The following is a 14,615-nucleotide window of genomic DNA, read 5'->3' on the forward strand; positions in this document are numbered from 1 at the left end:
AGCTTCCTAATCAGCTGCGACCAAAACAACTGGTCGGCGTGACATCAGCATGATCATCAGCAGACCGAGGGCGGACGCGCCGGCGCCGGCCAGAGCAACGGCTGGGTAGCCGAGGCCGCCGGCGATGACGGCGCCGCCCAGAGCGGCCCCGATGGCGTTGCCGAGATTGAAGGCGCCGATGTTGACAGCCGAAGCCAGGTTCGGGGCGTCACGCGCTGCATCCATCACGCGAACCTGAAGCGGCGGCACGAGCGCGAAGCTGGCGATGCCCCACAGGAAGATGAGAACGGCGCTTACGTTGGCGAAAGGCATGGCCACGGCGAAGGTCAGCAGGACCATCGACAGGCCGGCGAGGGTGACGATCAGCGTGCGATCGACGGAACGGTCAGCAAACTTGCCGCCGATCCAGTTGCCGACGGTCAGGCCAAGCCCATAGAGGACGAGCATCGCGGTGATGAAACCCAGCGACGCGCCGGTCTGTTCGCGCAGGATCGGCGTGATGTAGGTGAAGACGGTGAACATGGCGCTGGAGCCGATAACTGTCAGGGCCAAGGCCGACAGGACGCGTCTGCGGCCAAGCACGCGCAGTTCAGCCAACATGTCGCCGGCGGAAGGTGCGGCGGCTTTCGGCAGGGTCAGGGCGAGGGCCGCCATCACCATGACGCCGATCATCGCAATGCCGCAGAAGCTGGCCCGCCATCCCAAGGTTTCCCCAGCCCAGGTGGCCAGAGGCACGCCCACGACATTGGCGATGGTCAAGCCCATGAACATGGCAGCCACCGCCCCGGCCTTGCGGTCCGGCGGCACCAAACCGGCGGCGACAATGGCGCCGACGCCAAAGAAGGCGCCATGGTTCAGCGACGTGATGATCCGCGCGATCATCAGCAGGGCGTAGTTGTCAGCCAGCGCAGACAGCGCATTGCCAATCGTGAAGATGCCGGCGAGACCTATGAGCAGGGTGCGGCGCGGAACGCGGCCCGTGGCCAGGGTCATCAAGGGCGCGCCCAGGACGACGCCCAGAGCGTAGGCGCTGATCAGCAGACCGGCCGATGGAATAGAGACGCCCAGATCGGTCGCGATGACGGGCAACAGCCCCATCGGGGCGAACTCGGTCACGCCGATGCCGAACGCGCCGGCGGCGAGCGCCAGCAGGGGAGGGTTGAGTTTCATAGGATGGAAATCCGCAGACCAATAAGACTTGCGCACAGATGGACGCGGTCGTGCCCAGCGGTTAGGCCTTTTGGAAGCGAAGGATTTTTGAAATGCACGCAAAGGCGCCGTCAGCGGGCGCGGATCGCGCCCGCGACATGGAGGTGTTCGCGGCTGTGGCTGCGGGCGGCAGCTTTTCAGCGGCTGGTCGGGTTCTTGGGCTGACGCCATCGGCCGTAAGCCGAACGATCGATCGGATCGAGGCGCGACTGGGCGTGCGGCTCGTTCTGAGGACAACCCGCGCCTTGACGTTGACGGTCGAGGGCCAGGCCTATCTGAGCGCCGCAAGGAGAATTGTCGCCGACCTGGATGAGGCCGAGCAGTCCATCTCGGACCAGGGCGCGCCGCAGGGACGCCTAAGGGTTAGCGCATCCCTGGCGCACGGTCGGCAGGTGGTCGTGCCGCTGATCGGCGCGTTCGTGGCGCGCTACCCGCAAATCCTCGTCGATATCAATCTGACGGATACGGTCGTGGATGTCGCGGCCGGACAGGCCGATGTCGCCATTCGCTTCGGACCGCTGCTGGACAGTCCGCTGACGGCGCGACGGCTGGGTGAGACAGGGCGAACGATCGTGGCGTCGCCGACCTATCTCGCGCGTCGCGGCGTGCCGTACGTGCCAGAGGACCTGCACCAACATGACTGCCTGAATTTCAACTTCCGAAGACTGGAGCCCGTGTGGCCTTTTCGACGGGACGGTCGTGACTATGCGCTGACGGTTCGCGGCCCCGTGGAAGCGAACAATGGCGAGAGCCTGACGCAACTTGCGCTGGCCGGCGTCGGCGTAACGCGCGTGGGCAACTTCAGCGTCGCCGAGGCCATTGCGAAGGGTGAGCTTGTGCCGCTGCTTGAGGATTTCAATCCTGGCGATCGTGAGCCCATCCATGCCGTTTTTGTCGGCGGCGCCAGCGTTCCCGCTCGCATCCGGGTGTTCGTCGATTTCTTGGTCGATCAACTGCGGCCACGGTCGGTTGCAAGAGATGCGACCGAAGTCGCCCCTGGTGCTGACACGGGGTGATCGCGGCAAATCGTCGTGGAAATGATCCGTGCGGAACCGTCGCAGCTGGCATGGCTTTTTCCTTTCACGGGGATCAGGAGATCCGGCAAGCGGTTGGGGGTACAGCTTTGAGTTGGATGCCGTATTGCGGTCCTGCGCCAGCCCTTGGCGAGTGGCGCTGGAATCTTGATCCGATCTTGCTGGCCATCCTCGTTGCAGCCGCGGGCCTGGTCCTCTGGCGGCTGGAAGGGCGGCGGCGCGGTTATGGCCTGGCGGCCGTAGCGGTATTGGCCGTTGGATTTGTGTCCCCCCTGTGCGCCCTCAGTTCGGCGCTGTTCTCGGCGCGGACGGTGCATCATGTGCTGTTGGTCGGCCTCGCCGCGCCCTTGCTGGCGGCCGCCCTGCCGATAAGACGATATGGATCGCTGATCCTGGCGACGGCGGTGCAGGCGGTGGTGTTCTGGGCCTGGCACGCGCCTGACGCCTATGGCGCCGCCCTGTCGAAAGATGCGGTCTATTGGGTGATGCAGATCAGTCTGCTGGCGAGCGCCGGCTGGTTCTGGTGCGCGGCGCGGTCGGCGTCTGCGCCGGCGGCCGTCATCGCCCTGTTGGCGGCCATGCTGGCGATGGGGCTGCTCGGGGCGGTGCTGACCTTTGCGGGGCAGGCGGTCTATGCGCCCCATGCCTATTCGACCCTGGCCTGGGGCATGACGCCGCTCGAGGATCAGCAGGCGGCCGGGCTGATCATGTGGGCGCCGGCGGCGGCGCTGTATCTATTCGCCGCTCTGTGGCGGCTGGGTCGGATGATCGGCCCCGACGCCAAGGCGCATCCCGCATGATCGAAAGACTGTTCAGGCAGCTGCTGGAATGGGCGGCGGGTCACCATGACGAGGGTCGCTATTCGCCCGTCGGCATCGGCTTTCACTGGGTGATGGCGGGGCTGGTGATCTTCCAGCTCGGTTGGGGTTGGTGGATGGGGCGCCAGCCGGTGGGCGGCGCCATGATGGCCGCCTACGACCTGCATTTCGCGATCGGCGTGCTGATGCTGATCCTGGTGATCGGCCGGCTGTCGTGGCGTTTGCTGGCGCCCGACCTGATCAACGATGCGGACAAGCCGGGTTGGGAGAGCATGGCCGCCCATGTGACCCACTACGTGTTCTACATCTGCCTGTTCGGCCTGCCGCTGTCGGGCTGGGCCATGATTTCGGCGACGGATCGGACGCGCCAGCTGGAGACGTTGGGGTTCATCAAGTGGCCGCTGCTGCCGCTGCAGGATCTGTCCAACACCCAGCTATGGGCGATCGAGGCGGCGGCGGAATGGATGCACTGGGGACTGGTCATCACCCTGCTGCTGATGATTCCGATCCACGCCGGCGCGGCGCTCAAGCACCATCTGATCGATAGGGACGACGTGTTTCACGCGATGCTGCCGGTCGTGCCGCTGCTTCGACCGAAGCGGACCCGGTGGCAGCGGCGCTGGCGCGCGCTGGAGAAGCGGGTTGCGTCGACAGCCAGGACGCTATGGCGCGGGCTTCTGGGTCCGAAAGCGATTTGACGGCGGCCGCCATGACGCCGCGTGGGTCGTTGCGACGTTTGCCCGCTTTCCAGCGGTCGATCTGTTCCAACGTATAGGCGGCGGGCTGACCGGCGATCTGCGGATTGCCGCCTTGGCCCGAGCCTTGACCCCGATCGCCGTGACATGAGGCGCAGGCGACGATGCCGCGCGAAGGGTCGCCGTGCAGATAAATGGCGGGCGCGGGCGCCATCGACACGGGTGTTTGCGTCGGCGGCGCGGGCAGGGCGGCGTAGTAGGCGACCACCTCGCGTCGGCCCTGCTGGTCCAAGGCCTTGGTGATGCGCGTCATGGCGTCGTCGGGACGCAGGCCCGATGCATAATCTTCCAACTGCTTTTGCAGATAGCCGGGGTCCAGGCCCGCAAGCCGCGGGGCGGCGACCCCGTCCCCGCCGCCGTCCAGGCCGTGACAGGTAAAGCAGGCGTTGGCCGCCCCGCCGGCGCCGCCGCTCATGGCGATGACCTGACCATTCGCCGTGAACGTGCGATCCGTCTGGCCCGGCGTGGAGTCGCAGGCGGCCAGGCCGGTCAGCAGCACAAGGACGGAAAGGGAGGCGCGCACGGCGGTGCAACACCTGCTTATGGCGAAGGTTCCTTGTGGCGATGCGCCGAGGCTCCATGTCGCAGTCGGGAACCTCCGTCCGACAAGGGGATTGCTCTGGCGAAGCTTTGGGGGGCGGATGGGTTTTCGGACAACGGGCGAGGTGATGGGACGACGGGCGGCGGCCTGTGCGCTGGCGCTCGCCCTGTGCGCCTGCGTGGACAAGTCCGACCTGCCCCGGCCGGTGGTTCAGGCCGATCCGGCCGCCGGACTGGCCGTGATCAAGGAGGTCGGTTGCGCCGCCTGTCACCGGATCCCCGGCGTCGCCTGGCCCGAGGGCCGGTCCGGTTCGAACCTTGCGGGGTTCGGCGCGCGTCCCCTGATCGCCGGACGTCTGCCGAACCAGCCCGATACTCTGATCCGCTGGCTGATCGACGCGCCGTCGATGGACCCCGGAACGGCCATGCCGCCCATGCCCCTGACGCAAGACCAAGCCCGCGACGTTGCGGCCTATCTGTATACGCTCGATGAAGACTGACGTCCCTCCCGGAATCGCCGGCTGGCCGCCGCCCGTGCTGGATCCGGCCGGGCCATTCGCCGGACCGATCCAGACCGTGGCCTGGGTTCTCTTCATCATGGCGGCAGTGGTCATGGTCGTGATGGCCGTGGCGCTCGGCATCGCCCTGTTCGGGCCGCGCAAGTGGAAGCGGCGGGTCGGCGGCGAGCGCCTGATCTGGATTGCGGGACTGGTTTTCCCGGTGGTCGTTCTGACCGGACTGCTGGTCTATGGGCTGACCACGACCGCGCGGGTGGCGGATGCGCCCAAGCCCGGCGAAATGCGGGTGCGCGTCACCGGCGAAATGTGGTGGTGGCGCGTCGCCTATATCGATGGTCAGGGGCGCGAGATCGTGCAGGACGCCAACGAGGTCCATATCCCGGCCGGCCAGCCTGTCGTGTTCGAGCTGGAAAGCGCGGACGTGATTCACAGCTTCTGGGTGCCGCGCCTGGGCGGAAAGACCGACATGATCCCCGGCCGCCGCAACTTCATGCGCCTGCAAGCCGATGCGCCTGGTACCTATGGCGGCCAGTGCGCCGAATATTGCGGCGGTCCTCACGCTCTGATGGGGCTGGTGGTCGTCGCCCATGCGCCGGACGACTATGCCGCCTGGTTGGCGCGTCAGTCGCGGCCGGCCGCCGTCGTGCCCTCGGCCCAGGGGCCGCTCGCCTTGATCGACCAGGGGCGCAACGTCTTCGCCGCCTCGGGCTGCGCCGCCTGTCACACCATTCGCGGAACCGAGGCGAACGGTCTGGCGGGACCGGACCTGACCCACGTCGGCTCGCGCCAGACGCTGGGCGCCGGCATCCTGCCGAACAATCAGGGGACGATGGCCGGCTGGATTTTGGACAGCCAGAGCCTGAAGCCCGGCAATCGGATGCCGTCCTATGCGGTCCTGTCGGGCCAGGACGTGCGCGCCGTTGCCGCCTATCTGGAAAGCCTGAAATGAGTTCGGAAACCGGGTTCGATCCCGAACTCTACAAACGCTTCCCCACCACCGAAGCCCGGCCCAAGGGCGAGCTGGAGCAGCTCGACGAGGTCTGGTGCGGCCCGCGGCGGCCGTGGGAGTGGATCACGGCGATCAACAATAACTACATCGGCGTCTATTACGTCGGCGCGGCCATGCTGTTCTTCGTGCTGGCGGGCGTACTGGCGCTGTTGATGCGGACCCAGCTGGCCCTGCCGATGACGGGCTTCCTGGCGCAGGAAACCTACAACCAGATCTTCACCATGCACGGCACGGTGATGATGTTCCTGTTCGCGGTGCCTGCGGTCGAGGCGCTGGGCGTGCTGTTGCTGCCGCAGATGCTGGGGGCGCGCGACTTGCCGTTCCCGAGGCTGAGTGCCTACGCCTTCTGGGCCTATCTGGTCGGCGGGCTGTGCTTCTTCGCCTCGTTGTTCTTCGGCCTGGCGCCGAATGGCGGCTGGTTCATGTATCCGCCGCTGACGTCGATGACTTACTCGCCGGGCATCAACGCCGACTTCTGGCTCCTGGGCATCGGCTTCATCGAGATTTCGGCCATCGCCGGCGCCATCGAGATCATCGTCGGGGTGCTGAAGACGCGCGCGCCGGGCATGACGTTGGACAAGTTGCCGATCTTCGCCTGGGCCATGCTGATCTTCGCCTGCATGATCATCATCGCCTTCCCGTCGATCATTCTGTCGACCCTGCTGCTGGAGCTGGAACGCGCGCTGGGCTGGCCCTTCTTCGATGCGGCCAAGGGCGGCGATCCCATGCTGTGGCAGCATCTATTCTGGTTCTTCGGCCATCCCGAGGTCTACATCATCTTCCTGCCGGCGGCGGGTGCGATGTCGACCCTGATCCCGGCTGTCGCCCAGACCAAGCTGGTCGGTTATCGGCTGGTGGTCCTGGCCATGCTGGCGACCGGCTTCATCAGCTTCGGCGTCTGGGCGCACCACATGTTCACCACGGGCATGCCGCAGATCTCGATCAACTATTTCAGCGCCGCCTCCATGGCCGTCAGCGTGCCGGCGGGCGTGCAGGTCTTCGCCTGGATCGCCACCCTGGCGGCGGGCAAGATGCGGTTCAACACGCCTGGCCTGTTCGCGGTCGGGGGGCTGGTGATCTTCGTCATGGGCGGACTGACCGGGGTCATGGTCGCCATGGTGCCGTTCGACTGGCAGGCCCACGACAGCTATTTCATCGTCGCCCACCTGCATTACGTCCTGATCGGCGGGATGGTCTTCCCGCTCTTCGCCGCCATCTACTACTGGACGCCGATGTCCAGCAGCCGGCCGCTGAGCGAGCGGTGGGGCAAGTGGATCTTCTGGCTGATGTTCGTCGGTCACAACGTGACCTTCATGCCCATGCATTTGACCGGGCTGATGGGCATGCCGCGGCGGGTCTATACCTATCTGCCGGATCGGGGCTGGGATCTCCCCAATATGATCTCGACCGTCGGCTCCTTCATGTTCGGCCTGGCGGTGGTGTTGTGGATGATCGACATGATCCGCAACTTCCGGCCCTTCGGCGACAAGGACGCGGGCAATGTCTTTGGCGGGCCGGGGCTGGAGTGGCTGCCCGCAGGTCGATACTCGCTGCGCTCCGTCCCGGTGATCAAGAGCCTGTATCCGGTGTGGGACCAACCGAACCTGGCGCGCGACGTCGAGGCTGGCCGCTACTTCTTGCCCGGCGCCCCGCGCGGCGAGCGCGAGACCATGATCACAAGTCCGATCAACGCCGAGCCTCAATATCTCCAGCGGATGCCACGGCCGTCCAGCTGGTACGTCTGGGGGGCGATCTTCACCGCCGGCTTCTTCCTGATCCTGACGATCCAGGCCTATGTCGCTTCCTTGGTCAGCGGCGTGCTGGCCGTCTACTGCATCGTCAAATGGTGCTGGGGATTAGATCGCCCCAGCGGTCCAGCGACGGTGGATGTCGGCGGCGGCGTGCGACTGCCGACCTATGTGTCCGGCCCCAGCAGCCACGGCTGGTGGGCGATGGTCATCACCCTGATCGTGTCGGGCATGGTCGCGATCATGGCCTGCTTCTCCTACGTCTTCCTGTGGAGCCGGCGGCCGGACCTGTGGCAGGCGCCGCCCGAGATCGGCTCCCTGCCTTTGACTCTGGGTCTGCTGGCGGCCGCCGGACTCGGCGCCTGGGCCTCGCAAGGCGCGTTGAAGCTGGACCGGCCGCGCAGCGCCGGCATCGCCTCTGTCCTGATGCTGGTCGCCACCCTGGCGGCGGGCGGCGCCTTTGCGGCCGAGGCCTCGGCCTGGTGGAATTCGGGCCTGCGTCCCGACGCCTCCAGCCAGGGCGCGACCGTCTATGCGCTGTTGGCCTGGCAGGGGACATTCGTCGGCATCTCGTTGTTGATGGGACCGTTCGTCCTGCTGCGCTGGCTTTGCGGCCTGGTCTCGCCGCACTATCCGGCGACGATCGAGGTGGTCGCCCTGTTCGTGGTCTTCACGGCGGTTCAGGGCGCAGCGACGACCCTTCTGATCCGCCTGTTCCCGGGCGTCGGCGCATGAGGTTCTGGCTGCTGATGCTGGGCGGGCTCCTGATCTGGGCCGCCCATTTCCTGGGCCTGTATCTGCTGTCCAGCGCCGCCGACGTGGCGCGCGGGGATGCCGGCGCGTGGAATGCTTTCGGACTGACTTTCAGCGCCTTCTGCCTGGCAAGCATTGGCGCCTTATGTTGGAAATGCCTGGTTGCCCTGCGTGCAAAGCCGGGAGCGACACGGTCCTTCGGCTTGCGCCTGGCGATCGCCGGCAGCTTGCTTGGCGCGATCGGCGTTGTGTTTCAAACTCTGGTGCTCGTCGTCGGTGGCAGAATGTGAAGCTGATTGTGCGGCCTGATCTCTACCGACAATCAGGCCGCATAGTATTTTCTGTAGGCTCGGTAATCATAGTCGGCTTGGCCATAGCCTAGACCGGCCTGCGCCCGGACATCAACCTGGCTCAGGGTCACGCCGAGGGGGCTGGCGCCCGCCTGATGCAGGATGCGCAAAGCGGCGGCGACGGCGCGCGCGGGCGTTTTTCGCCAGCGGGCGAGCAGGACGACGCTGTCGGCTTTCGCCGCCAGGATGCGGGCGTCGGCAAGGACCAGAACGGGCGCGGTGTCGATGACGATCAGGTCGAAGGCCTGCCGCAGTTCATCGAGCAGGGCGGTCATCGGCGGGGCGCCGAACAGGTCGTCGGCCGACAGGCCTGATCCCGACAGGGGCAGAACCTGCGCGCCGGAGACCGGGTCCAGCACCGCGACGTTTCTCCAGGCCGCTGCGCCATGCAGGACCTCGGCCAGGCCGTGGTCGGGGTTCAGGCCCAGCATTCGCGTCACGCCGCGCCGACGCGGGTCGCCGTCGATCAAGAGAACGCGTCCGCCGGAGCGCGCGGCGACGCGCGCCAGACAGACGGCTGTGGTGGTCTTGCCTTCGCCGGGCAGGGCGGAGGTGACGGCGACCAAGCGCGCGGACGGCTCGCCCACGACGCTGACGATGGGGGTGATTGAGGTGCGCAGCGCCCGGAAGGCCTCGGCGAAGACCGACAGCGGGCGTTGGACGACGAGGTCGATCGGATGCAGCGTCTGATCCTCCGCCGCCGCCACGGATGAGGCGAGGGGAACGGCGCCGACGGCGCCGACGCCCAGCCTGCGCTCGATGTCATCGGGGCCGCTGAGGCCGGTCTGCATGGCGTTGGCGATTATGACAGCCCCGGTTCCCGCCGCCGTGCCCAGCAACAGGGCAAGCGCGAGGCTGATCATCAGGTTCGGCGCGCTTTGCGCGGTCGGAGGCGTGGCGCGCGAGACGATGCGGGCGTCCGCCTGTTCGACGCCGGTCTGGGCGCTGGTCTCGCGATAGCGATCCAGGAAGGCGCGGTAGATGGCGCGGGCGGCCTCGGCTTCGCCCTCCAGTTCGCGCAGGCGCACCGAGGCGACGTTGTTGTCGGCCAAGGCGGCGCGCGCGGCGTCCAGGCTGGACTGGACCGAGGCGGCGCGTTGGCGGGCGACCTGGGCCTGGGCGTCCAGATTCGAGACGACACGGCGGATCTCGGCCTGGATCTGCGCGTCGATGTCGGACAGCTCCTGACGAGCGCGGATCATGTCGGGGTGCAGCGGGCCATAACGGACGGAGAAGTCCGCGACGCGGGTGCTGATCGCCGCGCGCTGGCCGCGAAGATTCTGGACGACGGGAGATGAGAGGGCCTCGCCGACATCGTCGCCGTTGGAGCCGGCCGCCATTTGGGCGCGGGCGGTGCGCAGGCGGGCGTCCTGTTCGGCCTGCTGTGCGCGGGCCAGAGCGAGTTGCTGGTTGTAGGCCGAGATCTCCTGCTCCGTCAGGGTGGCACCCTGGGCGCTGAGCAGGCCGTTTTCGATCCGGTAGGCGGAGACGGCGGCGTCGGCGGCCTCGACCTGGCGGCGCAGGTCTTCCAGCCGGGCGCCCAGGAAGGTGTTGGCCTGGGCGTTGGCGTCGAACTTGGCGGTGAGTTGAGACTGGAGATAGGCGCCGGCGAAGGCGTTGGCGATGCGGGCCGCCTTGGTCGGGTCTTCGGAGGTGAAGCTGATCGCCATCGAATAGGTCAGGCCGACGCGGCGCACGGTCAGGCGCCGACGGACGGCGTCGATCACCTGTTGACGCTCGATCTCAGCATTGGTCGGCGCAGGCGTGGCGCGCGACAGGTGTTGGGTGAGGGGCGAGGATCGCAGGCGGGCGTTGAACTCCGGATCGCGGATCAGGCCCAGCGTCTGCACGACCTGGGCGGCAAGCTGGGGTGACTTCAGAACCTCGACCTCGGTGTCGACGATGGCCGCTTCGGCGTCGAGCGCCGACAGCACGGCCTGTCCCGCCACGACCTGTTCCTTGCGGGTGTTAATCTGGAGGCTGGCGGTCGCGGTATAGACCGGCGGCTGGCCCAGCATCAGCGCCAGTACGATCAGACAGACGGCAGCTGCGACGGCGATAAACAGACCGAGACGACGGCGGAAGGCGGCGATCAGGGCGTGGAGGTCGATGGCGTCGTCCGCCGGCTGGCCGGGACTGCCGATCGCGGTGTCGTGGTAAGTCATCGCGCCATCGAACGGTGATCGTCCCGTCTAGTGGTGCGATGATGCCTCCAGGTTGTCAATCTTCGCGCCGTGGCCGTGCGATTAGAACTGGGAGACGACCGCGATGGACAGGCGCGTCGAGCGATATGTGGGTCCTGCCGCCATGCCGGACGAGGATTGGTCGAGATAGGCCAGGCCGGCGGTCAGGCCGTAGCGACGATCGAGGCGATAGATGGCGCTGAAGCTGGCGGCGAAGCGGGTGTCGGTGCGGTCGAGGCCGTTGTAGTCGTCTTCGCTCCACGCCGTTTCCGCCGTCAGGATGAGATTGCGCAGCAGTTCGTGGTCCACGCCGATCGACACGTCGGTGCGCAGGGCGCCGGCCGAGCCGATCACGCCGGTGTCCTCGACGCTGCGCCCGGCGGTGGCGGTCAGGGTCGTCAGTTGCGTCGGAAACCACGACAGGCGCGCACGACCGCCGATACCATCGAGATCGCCATAGGCTGAGTCTTTGAAATCCTGGCGGATATAGCCGGCGGCGACCTCGCCCCGGATCAGCGCACCCAACTCGAAGTCCACGCCAGCCAGGGCTTCGTGGCCGGACGAGGATCGTTCCGGGGACCCTGACACGATGCGATAGTCGCGGTCATCGCGGGCGACCTGGACGAACAGGGCTGCCGCGGGAGAGAGGGCGTAGTCGGCGCGGCCGGTCAGGCGGGCGACGGTGCGATCCCGGTCGTCCTGTTCGATGACGGCGCCGGTAACGCTCAGTCCATCGCGGTAGTCGTAACCAAGGACGGCGGCATTGGCTGACAGGCGTAATCGACCTCGCGTGCGCGTCGCCGCTAGCGAGGCGGAAGCCAGATCGAAGGCGATCGGGCGGCGAGCGGCGGGATCGGCGCCGGCGGCCGTGCGGGCCTCATGATCGCGGGCGTAGTCGGCGGCCAAGGTGACGTCGACGCCTCGAACGACGTCCAGACGGCCGGCGCCGCCCAGGCTCCAGTCGGTCGTGTTCTCGCTGTCGAAATCGAGATTCCGGGCGATTTCGGCGCGGGCGCGGGTTTCAAGTGCGTGGCGCGACCAGTGGGATCGGACGACGACCTCAGGCATCAGGCGCAAGGTCGTTGCAGGCTGACGGTTGTCTTCGGCCGCAAAGACATTGTCGTCATGGACGACGCCCGACTGAAGCCGGGGAAAGGCCGTGAAACCGCCGGCCCGGATGCCCAGCGGATCATAGGCGGGTTGCGGCCGGTCGCGCACGGCGACCGCGCGGTTGCGAACGAAGAGGTCGATTTGTGCGTCCTGAGCCGAGCGCAAAGCCTGGGCCGAGGCGTCGGTTGCGCCGAACAGCATCAGGGCGACGCCCGCCGGCAGGATTTCGCGTCGCATCGGCCCCCCAGCCTTCTTGCATCAACCGTTCTCGTATTGACGCCACCAGGCGACGAACTTTTCCAGTCCGATCTTCAGCGGGACCTTGGGCTGATAACCGCACAGGGCGTTCAGCTTTGAAATGTCCGCATAGGTGGCGGTGACGTCGCCGGGCTGCATCGGCCGCATGATCTTGTTCGCGCTGACGCCCAACGCGGTTTCCAGAGTAGAGATCATCTCCGTCAGGCCGACGGGCTGGCTGTCGCCGATGTTGTAGACCTCATGGACGCCCCGCGCGGGGGGACGGTCCAGAACGGCGACCACGCCGTCGACGATGTCGTCGATATAGGTGAAGTCGCGCGCCATCCGGCCTTCGCCATAGACCTCGATCGGCTCGCCGCGCACGATCTTCTGGGTGAAGCTGAAATAGGCCATGTCGGGCCGGCCCCAGGGTCCATAGACTGTGAAGAACCGCAGGCCCGACTGCGGAAAGCGATAAAGCCTGGCGTAGCTCTGGCTCATCAATTCGCACGAGCGTTTGGTCGCGGCGTAGAGCGACACCGGGTGGACGCTCGGGTTGTCCTCTCGGAAGCCCGAACCCTCCAGAGGCCGGTCGCCATAGACCGAACTGGACGAGGCATAGACTAGGTGCGTCACGTCGTTGTGCCGCGCGGCCTCCAGCATTGACAGATGGCCGGCCAGGTTGGACCGCTCGTAGGCGAAGGGGTTCTCGAGGGAGTAGCGGACCCCGGCCTGGGCCGCGAGGTGGACGATCTGCTTGACCCCGGCGTCCGCGACCAGCGCGCGCATCTGCGCGTGGTCAGCGATGTCGGCGCGGACCATCTTGAAGCCGTCTCGCTCTTCGAGCCGGGCGGCGCGGGCGGCCTTCAGGCGCGGATCATAGTAGTCGTTGAAGACATCGACGCCGATCACCTGCTCGCCCCGGTCCAGCAGACGCTCGGCGACGTGCATGCCGATGAAGCCGGCCGCGCCTGTGACGAGGATCGGCGCGCCCATCAGCCGCGCCCGATGCCCATGTAGCGGAAGCCGCGATGCTTCATGTCCTCGGACCGATAGATGTTACGCAGATCGACCAGGACCGGCTGTTTCATCAGCAGCTTGATGCGGTCCAGATCCAGGGCGCGGAACTGGTCCCATTCGGTGACGAGGACGACGGCGTCGGCGCCGACGACGGCGTCATAGGCGCTGTCCTTCATCTGGATGTCGGGCAACAGCTTGGCGGCCTCGTGCATGCCTTCGGGATCGAAGGCCTGGACGGTCGCGCCGGCGGCGATCAGGGCAGGCGCGATGTCCAGCGACGGGGCGTCACGCATGTCGTCGGTGTTGGGCTTGAACGTCAGGCCCAGGAGGGCGATCGTCTTGCCCTGGACGCTCGTGCCCAGGGTCGCGGCGACGCGGTCGGCCATGGCCTTCTTGCGGGCGTCGTTGACCTCGACCGTGGCCTCGATCAGCTTTGTCGGGGCCCCATATTGCTGGGCGGTGCGGACCAGGGCGATCGTGTCCTTGGGGAAGCACGAGCCGCCATAGCCCGGTCCGGCGTGCAGGAATTTCGAGCCGATGCGCTTGTCCAGGCCGATGCCGCGTGCGACCTGCTGAACGTCGGCGCCGACGGCTTCGCACAGGTCGGCCATCTCGTTGATGAAGGTGATCTTCATCGCCAGGAAGGCGTTGGCGGCGTATTTGATCAGCTCGGACGTGCGACGGCCCACGAACAGCAGCGGGCTCTCGTTCAGGTTCAGCGGACGGTAAAGTTCGCTCATGACCTTCTGCGCGCGGCCGCCGGCGTCGCCGGTTATGTCGTCGATGCCGATGACCACGCGGTCGGGACGTTTGAAGTCGCCGATGGCGGCGCCTTCACGCAGGAACTCGGGGTTGGAGACGACGGCGAAGTCGGCGTTCGGATTGGTCTTCTTGATGATGGCTTCGACTTCGTCGCCCGTGCCGACCGGAACGGTCGACTTGGTGACGACGACCGTGAAGCCTTCGATCAGGCCGGCGATTTCTTCAGCGGCGGCGTGGACGTAGGACAGGTCGGCATGACCGTCGCCGCGCCGCGTCGGCGTGCCCACGGCGATGAAGACGGCGTCGGCCCGGCGAATGGCCTCGGCGCCGTCCAGGGTGAAGAACAGTCGACCCTCGCGCACATTGGCGGCGACCAGATCATCCAGCCCCGGCTCATAGATCGGGATTTCGCCCCGCTCCAGCCGCTCGATCTTGGACGGGTCCTTGTCGATGCAGGTGACGACATGGCCGAAGTCGGCGAAACAGGCGCCGGAAACCAGGCCCACATAGCCCGTCCCAATCATCGCTACGCGCATCGAAATCCCTCATCAGCCGCGAGCCGACCTTTA

At 66.8% G+C, this 14,615-nt stretch carries 12 protein-coding genes and 1 pseudogene; 7 read left to right on the top strand and 6 right to left on the bottom strand.

Translation table 11 applies throughout. From position 1 onward, the window contains the following. Positions 1-6: 6 nt before the first annotated feature. Positions 7-1,170 (bottom strand): MFS transporter, encoded by a 1,164-nt coding sequence (locus VH88_RS09890; protein ID WP_045811111.1) that lies wholly within the window; start codon positions 1,168-1,170, stop codon positions 7-9. A gap of 137 nt (positions 1,171-1,307) precedes the next feature. On the opposite strand from VH88_RS09890, the gene VH88_RS09895 reads away from it, so the two are divergent. The 3 genes from VH88_RS09895 to VH88_RS16495 all read left to right on the top strand — a co-directional run bounded on the left by VH88_RS09895 (position 1,308) and on the right by VH88_RS16495 (position 3,759). Further along, positions 1,308-2,225: a LysR family transcriptional regulator gene (locus VH88_RS09895; RefSeq protein ID WP_231576644.1), complete on the top strand. Its 918-nt coding sequence runs from the start codon at positions 1,308-1,310 to the stop codon at positions 2,223-2,225. Positions 2,226-2,401: 176 nt separating this feature from the next. Continuing rightward, positions 2,402-3,043, top strand: a complete 642-nt coding sequence (locus VH88_RS09900) for a cytochrome c oxidase assembly protein (protein ID WP_231576642.1) — start codon at positions 2,402-2,404, stop codon at positions 3,041-3,043. Continuing rightward, the gene (locus tag VH88_RS16495; protein WP_045811114.1) at positions 3,040-3,759 is read left to right on the top strand and encodes a cytochrome b; all 720 of its coding nucleotides are present in this window, start codon (positions 3,040-3,042) and stop codon (positions 3,757-3,759) included. Before VH88_RS09900 ends, VH88_RS16495 begins: the two co-directional genes overlap by 4 nt. On the opposite strand, the pseudogene VH88_RS16500 reads toward VH88_RS16495, so the two are convergent. Beyond that, positions 3,737-4,231: pseudogene (locus VH88_RS16500) on the bottom strand (cytochrome c); the annotation flags it as partial. The gene VH88_RS16495 and the pseudogene VH88_RS16500 overlap by 23 nt on opposite strands. Before the next feature lie 226 nt (positions 4,232-4,457). Between VH88_RS16500 and VH88_RS09910 the strand changes: the two are divergent. Genes VH88_RS09910 through VH88_RS09925 form a run of 4 tightly spaced genes read left to right on the top strand, consistent with a single transcriptional unit; the run spans position 4,458 to position 8,674 of the window. Further along, the gene (locus tag VH88_RS09910) at positions 4,458-4,856 is read left to right on the top strand and encodes a cytochrome c family protein (RefSeq protein ID WP_045811115.1); all 399 of its coding nucleotides are present in this window, start codon (positions 4,458-4,460) and stop codon (positions 4,854-4,856) included. After that, on the top strand, positions 4,846-5,823 hold the full coding sequence (gene coxB / locus VH88_RS09915; RefSeq protein ID WP_045811116.1) for a cytochrome c oxidase subunit II: 978 nt from the start codon (positions 4,846-4,848) through the stop codon (positions 5,821-5,823). The genes VH88_RS09910 and coxB overlap by 11 nt, the downstream gene beginning before the upstream one ends. After that, positions 5,820-8,366: a cbb3-type cytochrome c oxidase subunit I gene (locus VH88_RS09920; RefSeq protein ID WP_045811117.1), complete on the top strand. Its 2,547-nt coding sequence runs from the start codon at positions 5,820-5,822 to the stop codon at positions 8,364-8,366. The genes coxB and VH88_RS09920 overlap by 4 nt, the downstream gene beginning before the upstream one ends. Continuing rightward, positions 8,363-8,674, top strand: coding sequence for a hypothetical protein (locus tag VH88_RS09925; protein WP_045811118.1), 312 nt, complete (start codon positions 8,363-8,365; stop codon positions 8,672-8,674). Before VH88_RS09920 ends, VH88_RS09925 begins: the two co-directional genes overlap by 4 nt. 32 nt (positions 8,675-8,706) lie before the next feature. Here VH88_RS09925 and VH88_RS09930 read toward each other — a convergent pair whose 3' ends face one another. The 4 genes from VH88_RS09930 to VH88_RS09945 form a co-directional block, all read right to left on the bottom strand. Then, positions 8,707-10,899, bottom strand: a complete 2,193-nt coding sequence (locus VH88_RS09930) for an AAA family ATPase (RefSeq protein ID WP_045811119.1) — start codon at positions 10,897-10,899, stop codon at positions 8,707-8,709. 81 nt (positions 10,900-10,980) lie between these two features. Next, positions 10,981-12,264 carry an outer membrane beta-barrel protein gene (locus VH88_RS09935; protein ID WP_045811120.1) on the bottom strand — a complete coding sequence of 428 codons (1,284 nt, stop codon included), beginning with the start codon at positions 12,262-12,264 and terminating at the stop codon, positions 10,981-10,983. A 21-nt stretch (positions 12,265-12,285) separates the two neighbouring features. Further along, positions 12,286-13,263, bottom strand: a complete 978-nt coding sequence (locus VH88_RS09940) for an SDR family NAD(P)-dependent oxidoreductase (RefSeq protein WP_156146799.1) — start codon at positions 13,261-13,263, stop codon at positions 12,286-12,288. Further along, the gene (locus VH88_RS09945) at positions 13,260-14,582 is read right to left on the bottom strand and encodes a UDP-glucose/GDP-mannose dehydrogenase family protein (protein ID WP_045811122.1); all 1,323 of its coding nucleotides are present in this window, start codon (positions 14,580-14,582) and stop codon (positions 13,260-13,262) included. The genes VH88_RS09940 and VH88_RS09945 overlap by 4 nt, the downstream gene beginning before the upstream one ends. Between the last annotated feature and the right edge of the window lie 33 nt (positions 14,583-14,615).

The sequence above is a fragment of the Brevundimonas sp. KM4 genome, from assembly GCF_000964075.1.
In the GTDB taxonomy this organism is placed as follows: Bacteria; Pseudomonadota; Alphaproteobacteria; order Caulobacterales; family Caulobacteraceae; genus Brevundimonas; species Brevundimonas huaxiensis.